This window comes from Natronococcus roseus, assembly GCF_043677095.1.
Classification (GTDB): domain Archaea; phylum Halobacteriota; class Halobacteria; order Halobacteriales; family Natrialbaceae; genus Natronococcus; species Natronococcus roseus.
Genome location: NZ_JBHLJR010000001.1, coordinates 672,823 through 688,063, shown reverse-complemented (window position 1 = coordinate 688,063; position 15,241 = coordinate 672,823). Strand labels below are relative to the sequence as shown.

At 64.4% G+C, this 15,241-nt stretch carries 17 protein-coding genes; 8 read left to right on the top strand and 9 right to left on the bottom strand.

Annotation, left to right across the window (positions count from 1 at the left end):
• Complete coding sequence (locus ACFEMD_RS03575) at positions 1–1,158, bottom strand: MFS transporter (RefSeq protein WP_394739518.1); 1,158 nt, start codon at positions 1,156–1,158, stop codon at positions 1–3.
• Positions 1,159–1,310: 152 nt separating this feature from the next.
• Between ACFEMD_RS03575 and ACFEMD_RS03570 the strand changes: the two genes are divergently transcribed.
• Complete coding sequence (locus ACFEMD_RS03570) at positions 1,311–1,616, top strand: hypothetical protein (protein WP_394739517.1); 306 nt, start codon at positions 1,311–1,313, stop codon at positions 1,614–1,616.
• Positions 1,617–1,697: 81 nt separating this feature from the next.
• Here ACFEMD_RS03570 and ACFEMD_RS03565 read toward each other — a convergent pair whose 3' ends face one another.
• A complete protein-coding gene (locus ACFEMD_RS03565; protein WP_394739516.1) occupies positions 1,698–2,135 on the bottom strand; it encodes a helix-turn-helix domain-containing protein in 438 nt (145 codons plus the stop codon).
• Between the two features lie 128 nt (positions 2,136–2,263).
• Between ACFEMD_RS03565 and ACFEMD_RS03560 the strand changes: the two genes are divergently transcribed.
• The 4 genes from ACFEMD_RS03560 to ACFEMD_RS03545 all read left to right on the top strand — a co-directional run bounded on the left by ACFEMD_RS03560 (position 2,264) and on the right by ACFEMD_RS03545 (position 7,278).
• The gene (locus tag ACFEMD_RS03560) at positions 2,264–2,866 is read left to right on the top strand and encodes an aminopeptidase (protein ID WP_394739515.1); all 603 of its coding nucleotides are present in this window, start codon (positions 2,264–2,266) and stop codon (positions 2,864–2,866) included.
• Positions 2,867–3,935: 1,069 nt separating this feature from the next.
• Positions 3,936–4,232 (top strand): hypothetical protein, encoded by a 297-nt coding sequence (locus ACFEMD_RS03555; protein WP_394739514.1) that lies wholly within the window; start codon positions 3,936–3,938, stop codon positions 4,230–4,232.
• Complete coding sequence (locus ACFEMD_RS03550) at positions 4,232–5,215, top strand: ArsA family ATPase (RefSeq protein ID WP_394739513.1); 984 nt, start codon at positions 4,232–4,234, stop codon at positions 5,213–5,215. The genes ACFEMD_RS03555 and ACFEMD_RS03550 overlap by 1 nt, the downstream gene beginning before the upstream one ends.
• A gap of 176 nt (positions 5,216–5,391) precedes the next feature.
• The gene (locus ACFEMD_RS03545; protein WP_394739511.1) at positions 5,392–7,278 is read left to right on the top strand and encodes a carbon starvation CstA family protein; all 1,887 of its coding nucleotides are present in this window, start codon (positions 5,392–5,394) and stop codon (positions 7,276–7,278) included.
• Between the two features lie 102 nt (positions 7,279–7,380).
• Here ACFEMD_RS03545 and ACFEMD_RS03540 read toward each other — a convergent pair whose 3' ends face one another.
• Entirely contained in the window at positions 7,381–8,001 is a 621-nt protein-coding gene (locus ACFEMD_RS03540; protein WP_394739510.1) for a hypothetical protein, read from the bottom strand.
• Positions 8,002–8,085: 84 nt separating this feature from the next.
• On the opposite strand from ACFEMD_RS03540, the gene ACFEMD_RS03535 reads away from it, so the two are divergent.
• Positions 8,086–8,310: a hypothetical protein gene (locus tag ACFEMD_RS03535; RefSeq protein WP_394739509.1), complete on the top strand. Its 225-nt coding sequence runs from the start codon at positions 8,086–8,088 to the stop codon at positions 8,308–8,310.
• Here ACFEMD_RS03535 and ACFEMD_RS03530 read toward each other — a convergent pair whose 3' ends face one another.
• From ACFEMD_RS03530 to ACFEMD_RS03515, 4 genes are all read right to left on the bottom strand, one after another.
• Positions 8,311–9,504, bottom strand: coding sequence for a redox-regulated ATPase YchF (locus ACFEMD_RS03530; protein ID WP_394739508.1), 1,194 nt, complete (start codon positions 9,502–9,504; stop codon positions 8,311–8,313).
• Between the two features lie 98 nt (positions 9,505–9,602).
• Positions 9,603–9,881 (bottom strand): hypothetical protein, encoded by a 279-nt coding sequence (locus ACFEMD_RS03525; RefSeq protein ID WP_394739507.1) that lies wholly within the window; start codon positions 9,879–9,881, stop codon positions 9,603–9,605.
• A gap of 92 nt (positions 9,882–9,973) precedes the next feature.
• Positions 9,974–11,071 (bottom strand): pyridoxal-phosphate-dependent aminotransferase family protein, encoded by a 1,098-nt coding sequence (locus ACFEMD_RS03520; RefSeq protein WP_394739506.1) that lies wholly within the window; start codon positions 11,069–11,071, stop codon positions 9,974–9,976.
• 42 nt (positions 11,072–11,113) lie between these two features.
• On the bottom strand, positions 11,114–11,770 hold the full coding sequence (locus tag ACFEMD_RS03515; RefSeq protein WP_394739505.1) for a class I SAM-dependent methyltransferase: 657 nt from the start codon (positions 11,768–11,770) through the stop codon (positions 11,114–11,116).
• A gap of 314 nt (positions 11,771–12,084) precedes the next feature.
• On the opposite strand from ACFEMD_RS03515, the gene ACFEMD_RS03510 reads away from it, so the two are divergent.
• The gene (locus ACFEMD_RS03510; RefSeq protein ID WP_394739504.1) at positions 12,085–13,335 is read left to right on the top strand and encodes an RNA-guided endonuclease InsQ/TnpB family protein; all 1,251 of its coding nucleotides are present in this window, start codon (positions 12,085–12,087) and stop codon (positions 13,333–13,335) included.
• Between the two features lie 128 nt (positions 13,336–13,463).
• Here ACFEMD_RS03510 and ACFEMD_RS03505 read toward each other — a convergent pair whose 3' ends face one another.
• Entirely contained in the window at positions 13,464–14,240 is a 777-nt protein-coding gene (locus ACFEMD_RS03505) for an NAD(P)H-hydrate dehydratase (protein WP_394739503.1), read from the bottom strand.
• Positions 14,241–14,354: 114 nt separating this feature from the next.
• Here ACFEMD_RS03505 and ACFEMD_RS03500 point away from each other — a divergent pair, with 114 nt between their 5' ends.
• On the top strand, positions 14,355–14,981 hold the full coding sequence (locus ACFEMD_RS03500) for a phosphoribosyltransferase (RefSeq protein WP_394739502.1): 627 nt from the start codon (positions 14,355–14,357) through the stop codon (positions 14,979–14,981).
• Positions 14,982–14,993: 12 nt separating this feature from the next.
• Here ACFEMD_RS03500 and ACFEMD_RS03495 read toward each other — a convergent pair whose 3' ends face one another.
• Positions 14,994–15,137: a rubrerythrin-like domain-containing protein gene (locus tag ACFEMD_RS03495; RefSeq protein ID WP_394739501.1), complete on the bottom strand. Its 144-nt coding sequence runs from the start codon at positions 15,135–15,137 to the stop codon at positions 14,994–14,996.
• Between the last annotated feature and the right edge of the window lie 104 nt (positions 15,138–15,241).

Sequence of the window (15,241 nt, the reverse complement as noted above, 5' to 3'; positions counted from 1 at the left end):
CTATCCCGGCAGCCGACCCGTTCGTTTGACGAGGACGAGAACGACGACCGACGCACCCAACACGACCGCGCCGCTCGCGAACACGGTGTCGTAGGCGTACCCGCTTTCGACGAGCGAGCCGACGGCCGACGAGCCGAGCGCCTGCATCAGCATCCAGGTGGAGCTAAACACGGCGTAGGCGCTGCCCCGCGTCGAGTCCGGCAGCGTATCGAGGAGGTAGGTGTCGATCGCGGGAAAGAGGGCATGAATGATGAAGCCGACCACCGTCGAGATGACGATCAGTCCGATCAGCCCCTCCACCTGCGTCAACACGAGGAGGCTCGTCGCGAACGCGCCGACGATTCCGAGCAGGTACGGGACGTGGGGGAACCTGTCGGCCAGGTCGCCCCCGAAGAAGAAAGCGGGGACGCCGGCGGCGAAGATGATCGTGAGCATCATCCCCGCCGCCCAGTCCGAGAGCCCCTTCGACTGCATGTACAGCTCGTAGAAGTTGAACAGCCCCTGCCAGACGAACGAGGCCGCGCCGACGATCGCCAGCGCGGTCACGATCAGCTTCCACTCCGAGAGCGCGCCGGCGACGAAGTCACGGTCGGCGTCCCCCGCGGTCGGCAACTCGGCGTTTCTCGCCGCGACCCACGTGTAGACCGTGATCGCCGCCGCGCCGACCGCGATCGCCCACAGCGAGAGGCGCCAGTCGACCAACAGCGTGAGCGCGACGAACGGGGCGGCGATCACCGCGGCGACCTGGCTGGCGGCGCCGTGGATGCCGATGATCCGACCGATACGCGTCGGGTAGAGCTCGCTCAACAGCGGGTTCGCCGAGACGAAGTAGATCCCGGAGGCGATCCCCATGAGGAAGGCGCCGACCATGAGATGTTCGACCGTCGTCGCGGTCGCGGCGAGCGCCGAGGAGCCCGCGAGGACGAGCCCCGACACGAGGACGACGTAGTGGCGGGGGACCTTCGTGAGGATCCACCCGGTCGGCAACCGGGGCGAGGCGCTGCCGACCCAGGCGAGGGTCACGATGAGGCCGGCGGTCGCCTCGCCGATCCCGAACTCGGCGATGAAGACGTCCAAAAGCGGCGCGAAGACGATCCTGGCGAGATTCACCAGGAAGACGAGTCCGCAGAGCGAGGCGAACAGTCTGGCGCGAGTCACGGTCGGTGTTTCTAACGGGTCGTCTCAAGCGTTCCGAAGTCAGTGCGGGATCGGCTCGAGGCGAGAGACTCGAGAGAGCCACCGAAAGCGCTCGAGCGGACACGACGAAAACGACCCGAGGCGTTTTGCTCGACGAACCCCTATCTAGGCCGATGCCGACGACGTGTGCGCTCTGTCGACGAGTCGTTCCCGACGAGCGGATCGACGATCCCCAGGTCGTTCAGGAACACCACCTCCGCCCCGAGGAACGGGCCACGAGCCCGACGGTGATGCTCTGTCGACCCTGCCACAAACAGATTCACGCCCTGTTTACGAACGAGGAGCTCCGCGAGGCGTACGATACGATCGAGGCCCTGCGGTCGGCCGACCGCCTGCAGGGGTACGTCGACTGGATCAGGGGAACGAACACGCTCGAGATCCGGGTCAGAACGAGCGAGCGGGTTCGCGACGGCAGATAACGGTGTTCATTGGTACGCTTTGTATTTGGATTCCCGTAAAACGGCCGTTCGCCCGGGGTTCGCTGTCGGTGAAACGAACGATCAGTCGTCGCCCGGACGCGGCATCGCCTCGATCTCTTGAATCTCGGTCGTTTTCCGTACGCGATCGTACTGTCGCTGCCACGCCTCCCTCGGAAACAGGTCGTTTCGGTCGAACAGGTCACGGGCACCGTCGGTGAGCGTATAAAACTTGTACGGGTAGCCGCGGACGCGTTCGCCGGGTTCGACGACCAACTCCTCGAGCACGCCGGCAGCCAGTAGAATACGGAGATGACGGCGGATCGCGTCTTCCTCCAGAGGTGGGTTCATGTAGTCGAGTTCCTTTACACTCGGAGCTTCCTCGGGATGACCGACGATATCGGCGAGCAGATTCGCACGCTGCTCGTCGGTGGCTTTCTGCAGGGCTAGCCACGTGTTGAATTCGCCAGTCTCTCGCTCCGGCCCACTTGCACCACCGGGCTGCGTCGCGTCCGGGCGCATATGGAACAGTAACGTGTCCCTCGGACATAAACACTCGGTCGATAGACTCAACCATTACCTCAACTGTTTCCCAGACCGGTTCCATAACCTATACGTATACTGGTTCCGAAAACCGTCTATCAGCCGATATGACGGGTGATTCGGACGCTGACGAGTCGGAGTACATCAGCGGTATCGACCCAAACGAGATCGTGGATCAGGAACGGCTCCAGCTCACTCCTCACCAGCACGCACAGTTAAAAACCGAGTTGCATGGGAGTGACCAGTTTGATGCAATCAAACGAGCCGAGCGAAGGTATTTGATCGTCGGACGCGGTGGCGAGGAGGGGTCCGGAAAGCGACGGTTGCAGGTCTGTCGGCAGTTGGACGCTCGCAGAGCGGCCTCGGCGTTCCGTCTCGAGGATTTCGGCTTCACTAGCGACGAGATCGAGTTATGGGCACCGGCCTTCGATATTCTCTCGGCGATGGCGTCCCATATCGTCGGGGTTCTCGAGGACTTCGATGGCGGACACGTGTGGGAACTGGGCTACCTGTACCACCACCAGATGCACGTCAGGGACAGTCTCTGGTTGCTCAAACGGAGCTACGAGAGCGAGGAGCGAATGCGTGAGAAGTACGACAACGGAATGGCTGCATCCCACTTAGCTGCTCTCGAAGAGGCGGCTGAAGACCGTGTTCTCAACTGGCACGACGAGGACGATCTATCGGACGCCGTAGGCGAAATCACGTGAGTAGGGGGCCACAATGGCTGGCGAACCCCATCGTCTCTCCGTACAACCCGTCCAAATCCGCTCCCAGTAGGTGACCACCTCCTCGCCGTTCACGGCGAGGCTTCCCACGGCACCGTACCGCTGGGCTGGGATATTTACTGGTTTACGACCCGTCGGCATGACAGGCCGATGGCGTTCACGAGAACGGAGTTCTCGTGCAGCCCATCAGAAATCTTTGATTTCTGAGGACGGGGCCACACCGCCGTTACTCCTATCCCGGCAGGGGACTCGGAGGTATCTTGCTGACCGAGACACCACAGCGGTTCGAGAGGGTGTCTCGAACGTTCTGGGCCTCGGAGCCCCGATATTGTGCATTTGAGTAGCGGTGTGACCGCCTCGGTGTGCGTCATGCTTCGGTATGCTATCACTTGAATATCCGTATTGCTGCTGTACGTGGATTGTGGGGCCGAGTGACGCGATTCACGCCCGGTCGTCAGACTACGTCCGACGGGCAATCAGAAATCGGAGATTTCTGATGACGGCGTAAACGCCGGGATTCTCTCGCTGTTCAAAGGTAGCAACGTCGTTTGGTTATCCAGAATTTCGTCTGAAACTCACGTTACGCATAGCAACCTCTTTTACCGGGGCATCGGCTGGCGTCTGCGACGCCAGCCTCAACCCCCGGCAAAACCCGTTGATGTCGTCAGAACACGTTGCGTTCTGACTGCTAATCAGAACCGCAAAGCGGTTCTGATGATGCCAAAAGGCCGCCGTCGCGGGGTTTCACCCCGCTCCGGCGGTGAACCGCTCGCTTCGTCTTCGCGCGGCTGCGCCGCGCGAACGGTCCGCGGAACGTTCCGTTCCGCGCTACTCGCGGATGCTCGGCATTTTCCGCAGTGCTCCATTCGCACACCCATCTAACGGTTGTTTCAGCCGGAAAAGTATTGAACCAATAGGGTTTCAACAGAGCCGTTCAGCCGTACTCCCGAAAGTCGTACCGGAAAGCGTCCGGTCGATCCTGTTTGTGCGTCGGCTCGAGGACGGCGGGAGCACGACACCTTTTAGCCTCGAGCCCCGAGGATCATCGACAATGACGCTCGCCGATCGGATCGCGCGGTTCCGAGAAACCCTCGAGGAGTGGCTCCGGGGACTCTTCCACGGGATGATCACCCACCCGGCCTACGAGAAGGTCGAGGCCGAAGCCGAGGACCAGGAGGACGCGTTCATGCTGGCGTGTTTCCCCGACGCCTTCGGCATCCCGAGCCCGGTATCGTACTACACGGCCGAACTGCTGCCTTACCTCGAGGACGAGTACGAGGCCTGGGAGCGACGGCTCTGGGATCGGGGCTCGGTGATCGAGCGCAAGGGCCACCAGTACCACTTCTGATGACGGAGTTCGTCTTCTTCGGCGGGAAGGGCGGGGTCGGCAAGACGACCGTCTCGAGCGCGTACGCCCTCGAATGCGTCGACGCCGGACTCGAGACGCTGGTCGTCTCGACGGATCCGGCCCACAGCACGGCCGACGTCTTCGACCAGGAGTTCGGGGACGAGCCGCGGTCTGTGGAGGGGTACGACGGGCTCTCGGCGCTCGAGATCGATCCCGAGCGGGAGGTTCAGGACCACCTCCAGGGGTTGAAACGGCAGCTAAACTCGCAGCTGTCGGCGGCGATGGTCAACGAGGTGGACGTCCAACTCGAGATGGCCCACCAGACGCCGGGAGCCTACGAGGCCGCGCTGTTCGATCGGTTCGTCGACGTGATGCGGTCGGCCGAGCCGTACGATCGGGTCGTCTTCGACACCTCGCCGACGGGATCGACGCTGCGACTGCTCGCCCTGCCGGAGCTGCTCGAGCGCTGGATCGAACGGCTGATGCACAAACGCGAGCGCAGCATCGATCTCTACGAGAAGGCCGCGATCGGCAACCAGGAGCCCCGACGGGTGATGGACGGCGATCCGATCCTCGCCCGGCTGCGAGAGCGCAAGGAGCGCTTCGAGTTCGCGGGCGAGACGCTTCGCGAGAACGCCGGGTTCTACCTGGTGATGAACCCCGACGAACTCTCGATCCGGGAGACCGAGCGCTCGCTCGAGACCCTCGACGAGGCGGAGCTGCCGATTCGCGGACTCGTGGTCAACCGGCTGACGCCCGAACCTGACCCCGACGAGGAGGGGCGGGGCGCACGCTACCTCCGCCAGCGGGTGGCGACCGAGCGCGACCGCCTCGAGCGCATCGAACGCGAGTTCGACGCCCCCGTGGTGGCCACCATCGAGACCCGTATCGAGGAGGTGCGGGGAAGCTTGCTCGAGGACGTCGCGGCCGGCCTCGAGATCGACGTCGACGCGAGTGCGGGCGAGCGCGCGCGAACCGAGTGAGGAGTGCTGGCGGGGGCCGGCGACCTCCTTTCGTCGCCCACCTGTCGGATTTCTCACCTTCTTTCGAATAAATCCTTCACAAATGTGTCGCAATTTGCTGCCGGCGTGCGTGATCTGAACTCAATGAATTATATTTATAGTGCCTCCGCGCAACCACCCGTCCGAGAAAGGATACCATGGTAGGTGTAATTTGGATCGTGGCACTGGTGCTGACGACGTTTACCGTCTCGTACATCGTGTACGGGCGGTACCTGTCGCAGTTCGTGGGGCTCGACGACAGTCGGGAGACGCCAGCACACAAGTATCGAGACGGACAGGAGTACGTACCGGCGAAGAAGCCGGTGCTGTTGGGGCATCACTACTCGAGTATCGCGGGCGGCGCGCCCGTGGTCGGACCGATCACGGCCGCGCTGATCTGGGGCTGGCTTCCGGCCGTGCTGTGGGTCGCGATCGGGAACCCGCTGATGGGGGCGGTCCACGACTTCGTCTCGCTGTCGAGCAGCCTGCGACACGAGGGGAAGTCGATCGGCTACATCATCGGTCAGTACGTCGGCGAGCGCGGGAAGAACATGCTGCTGTGGTTCGCGTTCCTGCTGACGATCCTCGTGGTGGCGGTGTTCGCGCTCGTCATCGGGGTCGTGCTGGACGCCTATCCCCAGGCCGCGACCGCGAGCATCATCTACATCACGCTCGCGTTGCTGTTCGGGGTCTGGCTCTACCAGCTCGGGCTGCCGTTCTCGGTCGGAACCGTCGTCTTCGTCGGGGGCGTCTTCGCGTCGGTCTGGGTCGGCATCCAGTACCCGCTCGCACTCGTGCCGCCCGCCGAGGCCGGCGCTTACCCCGACGGAACGATCGTGTTGCTCGATTCGGCACCGGCGATCATCCCGGCGCTGCTCGAGAGCACTAACATCGGCGCCTGGGTGCTGGTAATGCTCGTATACGGTGGTGCTGCGAGCGTCCTACCGGTGTGGATGTTGCTCCAGCCCCGCGACTACCTCTCGTCGTTCCTGCTGTACACCGGGGTCGGCGGGGGACTGCTGGCGGTCATCGTCGGCACTCTGATAACGGGAATGGGGACCGACGCGGTCCACCCCGAGACGGGCGCGCAACTGGACCTCGACATCGCGATCGGCGCCTGGTACGGCTTCTTCGGCGAGGGCGGTCCCCTCGCGGCCGAGGGGCTCATTCCGCTGATGCCGCTGTTCCCGCTGCTCTTTCTCACCATCGCGTGTGGAACCATCAGCGGCTTCCACTCGCTGGTTTCCTCGGGGACGACCTCGAAGCAGCTGAACAAGGAAAGCGACGCCAAGCTGATCGGCTACGGCGGGATGCTGGCGGAGGGACTGCTGGCTGCGGTCGCGCTCTGTGCCGTGGCGGTCATGGCGATCCCCGCCGCCGACGGCGGGATCGGACTCGCGTTGCCGAACTTCGCGACCGGCGGCGGGGCGATCCTCACCACCCTGGGGATTCCCTTCCAGTACGCCGCACCGTTCATGGCGCTCGTGCTCGCGAGCTTCCTGCTGACGAGCATGGACACGGCCGTCCGACTAGGACGGTACATGGTCGAGGAGATCGTCGGCACGCCGGAGACCCAGGTCGAGGAGTACGCGGCGAACCGCTACGTCAACACGTCGATCATCGCGGTCGTCGCGTTCTTCCTGCTCGGCAGCGGTCGGTGGGAGGACCTCTGGACGCTGTTCGGCGGCGCGAACCAGCTGCTGGCGTCGCTGGCGCTGCTCACCGGCACCGTCTGGCTCGCGAACTGGGACCGGTCCAAGCAGCTGATCTCGACCGGCGGTCCGATGGCGCTAATGGGGTTCATCACGACGATCGGCCTCCTCTGGGTCGGCCTCTACCAGATCCTCGCCGGCCGACTGCTCGGCATCACCGCCGAGGCGGAGACCGAACTGCTCGGACAGGCGTCGGCGGTCGCACAGCTGGTCATCATCGCCGTCCTCATCTGGCTCGCAATATCGCTGTTCAAGATCGGCTACGACAACCTGCGGGCACTCGAGGAGGCAGACGATGGCGTCGCGGCCGACGTCGGTGCCGACGACGACTGATCTCGCAGGCCGCAGTTTTCCTATTTCGCGATCGATCAGCGGTGGCACTGCTCGGTAGTTCGGTCGTTCGATCGCGCCGAAACCCGGAGGTACCGGCGACGACTACAGCTGGAGGCGCCTCGAGAGCAGATCCAGAACGCTCGGCTCCTCGTACTCGATCGGCTCCCAGAGGCGGAAGGCGGTCGCGACGTCGGCGTTCTCGCTTGCGACCAGCTCCTCGTCGTCGGGCGCGACGACGACGAGGTTGATCTCGTAGTGGCCGTTGTAGCCGAACTTCAGGAGGGTACGACCGTCGAAGCCGGCGACGCGCTCCCGGACCGGATCGGGGATCGACGGCACGATAGCGACGAACGTGAAATCGGTCGAGAAGTGTTCCTCGTCGGTGTCGATCCACTCGTCGGCCAGGCGCTCGCCCAGCTCGACGAACCGATCGAGCGCCCGGTCGTCGACCGCGTCGCCCCGTCTCACGAACAGGTGCTCGGTCGAGCCGTGCTCGCCGATCGAGATCGAGGGGTGGAGGAAGTGTTTCTGGCTCCGCAGCTCCATCCGGCCGTACAGCGTGAAACGCTCGCCCTCGACCCGGTACTCCTTCTCGAGGTCGTAGTTGTGCAGCAGGCGGTCGCTCACCCGGTCGACGTACTCGTCGTCCCAGTCAGGTACGTCCGCAGGGCGCTCGCCCGACGGCTCCTCGAGGTCGAACTCCGGCGGCCCGTCGGTATCCATGGTTGGAGATACCACGGCGAGGCCAAAAACGCGTCGGCATCGGCGGGCGGGCACGCTTTAGTCGCTCGAGAGCGTGTCTCGGGTATGGCCAAAGACCGCGAATCCTGCGGTCGCTGCGGGATCTCGAGCGCGCTCGAGGCGACCAACGCCGACCGGGACGAGGAGGAGCGTGCCGAGCGCGATCCGTACGGCGAGGCCCGCATCGAGGTCGACGAGGACGAGCTCAGGCGTCTCTCGCCGGGCGCCTGGCTCTCGGGGGTCACAGAACGGATCGGCGCGCTCGGCGATCGGCTCGCCTGGGGTCGCTGATCAGTTCGTCGTGATGACCTCGAGGACATCCCTCGATTCGACCGCGTAGTCCTTGCCGAGCTGGCGGTTCGACCGACAGTCGATGGCGTGGAGGAAGCCGTCGCCGATATCGGAGTGCAGGCTGTAGGCGAACTCCTCGGCGGTCGACTCGGGCGGGATCAGGTAACAGTCCGGCAGCACCTCGCCGCGCTCGTTGCCGAGGCCGTTGGCGCCGCCCGGGAAGACGGGAACGACGCCGAGGACGTCGAACAGTGCCGTCTCGAGGGCGGCCTGGACGCCCGTAGCGCCGTAGCGCTCGAGAAAGTCGCGGATCTCCTCAAGGCCCCGTTCCTGCTCGCTCGAGACGTCGCCCGTAATCTCGAAGTCGTCGTCGCCGGGTCGGTAGTCGACGACGCCGGCCTTGTCCGCGGACTTGAGCGCTTTCTCGGCGTGGGCGCTACAGGGGACGATCGTCAGGTGGTCGTAGTCGGGATCGCTCGTGATCTCCGCGTAGTTTTCCTGCGCTTCCGGCGTGTCCATCTTGTTCGCCGCGATCAGCATCGGCTTGGTCTCCGTGCGGATCTCGCGGGCGAGCTCGAGCCTGTCGTCGGCGTCCCACTCGCCGGGCTCGAAGCCGATCCCGACGCGACGGATCAGCCGTTTGATCTCGTCCTCGTTGGTCTTGAACGCACTCATCTGCTCGGCGAGTTCCTCCTCGATGGCGTCGTCCTCCGTCGTGTATCCGGACTCGTACCGCTCGATCCCCTTCTCGAGGATTCCCAGATACCACTGGTCGAGTTCTTCCTCGAGGAAGTCGATATCGTCGCGAGGGTCGTGGCCCTCGGTAGGTTCGCCCTCGAGGTCGGTCTCGCCGGAGAAGTCGACGACGTGGACGAGGACGTCGGTCTCGTTGAGATCGGTCAGAAACTGGTTGCCCAGTCCGTTGCCCTCGTGGGCGCCGGGGATCAGCCCGGCGACGTCGACGAGCTTCGTCGGGACGAAGCGGGTGCCGTCGTCGCAGTAGCCGACCGACGGCGTACACTCCTCGTCGAACTCCGGGGCGGCACACTCGACGCGGACGTACGCCTCGCCAACGCTCGGGTCGATGGTCGTGAACGGGTAGGCCCCTTCGGGCACGTCGTTCATCGTCGCAGCGTTGAAGAAGGAGGACTTGCCGACTGAGGGTTTGCCGACGAGTCCGATCCGATAACTCATTGCGTGGACTGGTGCGGCGACGCCTAAACGGGTTTCTGTCCGGTGCCAGCGTGTTATGGAACGTCATATCAGATCGGCGGTCGGGAGAAAAGCGGCGTCTAGCTCACGATCGCGCGCCAGCTCCACCCGGCAATCGCGAGCACGGCGAGCGCGAGCACGCCGAAGGCGGCCCACTGGCCGGTCTCGGAGTCCGCGACGGGCGCGAAGACGTCCACGAGACCGGTCGCCTGCATCATCCCGACGGCCAGCAGAAGTAAGGCGAGGATCGAGACGACGGCGATGCCGATCCAGTTGCGAGCCATCCACTTCCCCTCCCGTTCGGCTTCCTCCCTGTCGTTGGTCGGTTTCTCCGTGGGTTCCTCGTCGGGTTCGTCCATGCGTAGGTATAGCGGCGGTTCCGGGGAAACGGTTCCACCTGCAGGCTCCGGGTTCGGGGAAGACACCCGCCGATTCGTCGCTCGTAGATCCGTCAGCCGAGAGCGTCCGCGAGCGCGTCCATCGTCCGCTCGACGCGGTCGACCCGCGCGTTGTGGCCCATGTGACCGATCCGGAGAACGTCGTCCTCGAGGTCGCCCAGCCCCGTCGCCAGTAGGATGTCGTGGTCCTCGAGCACCGCCCGCTGGAGCGCCGTCGCCCGGCCCTCGACCGCGAGGGCGGTGACGGTCGGCGAGCAGTCGGCCTCGCCGGTCGGGTACGGCTCGAGGCCGAGGTCGGCCGCGCGGGATCGACACGTCGCCGCGGCCTCCTCGTGGCGCGCGAAGACGTCCTCGAGCCCCTCCTCAAGCAGCAGGTCGACGGCGGCGTCGAGACCGTACAGGTTCGAGGAGAGGTGCGTGTAGGGGAACCACTCCTCGTCTGCGGCCGTTCGCCAGGGCCCGAGGTCGGCGTACAGCGAGGGGTTGTTGACCGACTCCATGCGCCGCCAGGCCCGGTCGCTGACGGCGCAGGTTGTCAGCCCCGGGGGCGCGCTGAGACACTTCTGGCTCGCGCCGATGCAGACGTCGATCTTCCCGGTCGGTACCGGCGTCCCGCCTACCGAGGAGACCGCGTCGACGATCGAGAGCACGTCGCGGTCCGCGAGGGTGTCGAGGATCCCCTCCAGGTCGTTCAGCGATCCGGTCGGCGTCTCGCAGTGGACCATCGTCGCGACGTCGAAGTCGTCGGCCCCGTCGAGGACGTCCGCGACGACGTTGCCGTCGAGGGTCTCGCGCCACGGGACCTCGCTGACGACCGCCTCGCCGCCGTAGTTCTCGACGAAGTCGGTGAAGCCGTCGCCGTAGAGCCCGTTCGAGAGACAGAGCACCCGATCGCCGGGGCCGACCAGCGAGGCGACCGCCGCCTCGAGGCCGAGGATCCCCTCGCCCCCGAGGACGACGACGTCCCGGTCGTCGCCCCCCGTTTCGTCGCCCGCCCGGTAGACGGTCTCGAGCTTGTCGGTCAGCGATCGGTAGAACTCGAAGAACTCGGGCTCGAGGTCAGGGTTCGGCGTCGGCTCCCCCATCGCCCGTCGGACGGGCTCGGGAACCTCGGTGGGTCCCGGCGTCATCCGCAGCCTGTCGTCGGACATAGCTTGATCGGGGAGTCCCGTCCCAATAAAGCTGGCCCGCCCTCAGCTGCGGAGTCCGTCGCGACGCCGCCGAAGCCGCCCGCGGACGATCGGCGTCGCGGGAAAGATCCCGACCCCGACGCGCTCGAGGTCCTCGACGGCGAAGGCATCGTGACAGACGAACCGCTCGACGGTGTCCCGGGTGAGCTGACAGCCGCCCGCGGCGCGGCTCCAGAGCGGGTTCAACAGCTCCTGGCCCGTCGCCCGCCAGCCGTCCGCCCGGACGTGCTCGAGAAAGCGCAGTTCGCCGCCGGGTTTGAGCACGCGACCGACCTCCTCGAGGGCGCGGTCGGGGTCGGCGATCGTACAGAAGACGAGACTCGAGAGGACGACGTCGACGCTGTCGTCGGCGTACGGTAACGACTCGGCGCGGGCGTCCCGCAGCGCGACCTCGCAGCCGACCTCGCGGGCCTTCTCCGCGGCCTGTCGGCGCATGTGGGGATCGGGCTCGATCGCCTCGTAGTCGATCTCGCGGCTCCCGTCGGCGACGTACGGGAAGTTCGCCCCGGTTCCCGCCCCGATATCGAGGACGCGACCCGAGAGGTCGGCGGTTAGATACTCCCGGTGGGTCCTGAACAGCAACCGATCGGGGACGACGGTGTCGTAGACGGCCGCGACGAACGGGTGGGCGATCTCCGCGGATTCCTGCGGATCGAACATGACGTCCCCGACTCGAGGGCGGGAGGACAAAAGCCTATAGTAGCCACTGAAACTCAGTGCGCACCCGATCGCACAGCAGTCGTGCGATCGGTGTGCAAACCGTTTCAGTTGTCGCTATCTTTAAACAGTGAGAGAATCCCGCCGTTTACGGCGTTGACGAGACGCGAAGCGTCTCGTTCGCACACCAGAACGCGCAGCGTTCTGGGGACGGGCGTGAATCGCGTCACTCGACTATGAAATCCACCGCTCGATGCCAAACTGGATATTCAACGTGAATCTACACTATTAAGTCGGTTTGTCTACATAGGCTATGTATGGCGATTGAGGTCACACGCACCTACGTTGGTTCCATCCAGAACCAGCGACAGGTCTGCGAGGGCCTCGACTCGCTCGGAGACTCCGCCTCGAAAATCTGGAACGTCGCACGCTGGACAGCCGACCGCGTATGGGACGCGACCGGGGAAATCCCGGTCGAAGGAACGCTCAAAGCGTATATGAAGAACCAACCGTGCTGGAAAGATTTGAATGCACAATCTAGTCAGAAAGTCATCGAAGAACTTTCTGACGCTTTCCAGTCGTGGTTCGACTTGCGACACAAGTTCGACGAGGCGAATCCGCCCGGCTACCGCAAATACGGCGACACCCGGCCAAAGAGTACAGTCACGTTCAAAACAGATGGGTTCAAACACGACCCCGAAAACAACCGCGTCCGACTCTCAAAGGGGAAGAACCTGAAGGAACACCGTTCTGACTTCCTGCTCTGTGAGTACCAGACCCGCCCCGACGTTGACCTCTCGGAAGTCAACAAGGTGCAAAACGTTCGCGCCGTCTGGAACGGCGACGAGTGGGAACTACACTTCGTCTGCAAGGTCGAACTCGAAACCAACGACTCGACAGACGACGAAGTGGCAGGGATCGACCTTGGCATTAAGAACATCGCCACTGTCGCATTCCCAAACGAATACGTTCTCTACCCCGGCAACTCGCTCAAAGAAGATAAACACTACTTCACGCGAGCCGAGTACGACACGGAAGGTGAGAACGGCCCCTCGGAGAAGGCGATGTGGGCGCGTCGGAAACTTGCAGACCGTGAGACACACTTTTACCACGTTCTCACGGACGCCATCATCACAGAGTGTGTCAAACGAGGTATTGGGACGCTCGCGGTGAGTTGGCCCGAAGACGTACGAGAATCAGACTGGGGCAAGACCGGTAACAAGAAGTTGCACACGTGGGCGTTCGACTGTATCTACCAGTACCTCGCGTACAAAGGCGAGATACGTGGTGTCGAGGTACTGAAGGAGAACGAGTGGGATACGTCGAAGACGTGTTCGGCGTGTGGTGACGACACGAAGTCGAACCGGAAGCATCGTGGCTTATACGTTTGTTCGTCGTGTGAGCTGGTCGGGAACGCAGATTGCAACGGAGCGGAGAATATGCGTCAGAAGATAACTCCGAGTCCTCACGGTGAGGATAGGAGTAACGGCTGTGTGGCACAGCCATCGGTACACCTGTTCGACCGCGAAAGCGGGATGTTCCGTACGAGAGAACAGGTCGTATCGTAGACCGGCAAATATCCCACCTGCGGTACGGGAAGCCTCGCCGTCGTCGGGCTGCGCCCGACTGCTTGAGGGAGCTTCGCTCCCTCTCCGTTTACGGCGAGGAGGATGTCACAGTTCCGGGACGGCGCCGATCAGCGGATCGTATCCGGAATCTTCTCGATGACGTCGGTTGCGAGGACCCCCGGACCTTTTTCGGCGGTCGCGAGTTCGCCGCTTTTCCCGAGGATCCACGCGCCGAGCTCGGCGGCCTCCTCGCGGTCGGAGCCCTGGCCCAGCAGCGAGGCGGTGATCCCCGCTAACGTGTCGCCCGTTCCGGCGACGGTCAGCGCCGACGTTCCGGTCTCGTTTGTCATTCGCTCGCCGTGGGCGACGATCTCGTCGGTGTTTCCGGTGAACGTGAGGACGGCGTCGGTTTCCCTGGTGAACGCCTCGAGGGACTCGTAGGCCTCGGCGATCGCGTCCTCCTCCGACTCGTTGGGCGTCAGTATCGCGTTCGAGAGGTCGGCATCGAGGGCGGGTTCGATCGCGATCGCGTCGACGACGACCGGGACGTCGATCCGGTCGATCGCCTCGCGGATCGCGTCGGGTTCGGCGTCGGCGAAGCCGGGGCCGATCACCATCGCGTCGGCCCACTCGCTGACCTCGACGACGCGCTCGACGGCGACGGCGTCGAACCGTTCACCCTCGTACTTGCTCGCGAGCAGGTTCGGATCGTGGCCCGCGACGATCTCGTAGATCTCCTCGGTGACCACCGCCCGAACGTGATCGGAGCCGGTTCGGAGCGCGGCCCGGCCGACGATCGCTGGCTGGTTCGGATAGTCGACACCGCCGGCGACGATACCGACGCGGCCGTTGTCCGTTCCCGATTCCTCGGTAACGTTCGAGAGCGTCCGCTGAAGTCGTCCCATACGATCCTCTTTGTCGGCAGCGGGGTAGCCGTTCGGCAGGCGTCTCCCGGTCTCCGACGTACCAGTCAGGGTATGTGACGACAAGCCATAGTACGTCGGCGTCGTAGGACGTCTATGTTCGCGAATCGATCCGACGCCGGCGACCGACTCGCGGCCGAACTCGAGGATCGTGGGATCGAGGCCGACGTCGTCCTCGGCATCCCCCGCGGCGCGCTCCCGGTTGCGCGACCCGTCGCGGACGCCCTCGGGGCCGATCTCGGCGTCGTCGTCGCCCGGAAGCTCGGTGCACCGTCGAACCCCGAGCTCGCGATCGGCGCGGTCGCAAGCGACGGCAGCGTCTGGCTGAACGACGACCTCGTCGATCGGCTCGGCGTCTCGGAGTCGTACCTCGAGGACGTCCGCGAGCGAGAAGCGGCGAACGCCCGGAAGAAAGCCGATCGCTACCGAGGGGGAGAACCCCTGCCCGAACTCGCGGGAAAACGGGTCGTCGTCGTCGACGACGGGGTCGCGACCGGGGCGACCGCCATCGCCTGTCTCCGGCAGGTCCGGGAGGCCGGCGCCGAACGGGTCGTCCTCGCGATTCCGGTCGGCGCGCCCGACACCATCGCCGCTCTCGAGTCGGAAGCCGACGAGGTGATCGCGCTCGTCGCTCCGGGGAACTTCCGGGCCGTCGGCCAGTTTTACCGGGATTTCGGCCAGGTCACCGACGAGGAGGCGGTCGGTTACCTCGAGGACCGGTAGCGGTCCCGTCGCTCACTCGAGAGGTGTCCCCCGATTTCGCATATCCGCGCCGCAGCTGGGGCAGCTCCCGGGTGCCGTCGCGCTGACGACGACGGTCCCGCAGTCGAAACACTCGTATGTCGATTCCTCGCTCGGGTCGAGTTTGACGTCCTTCATGATCGGTGTAACGAGCGGTTCGATCGAGCTCGTATACTAACAATAAAAGGGATATTAGGTTGAGCGTGTCCGTCAGATAGCTAGCCCCTCGGTCCGAACAGGGT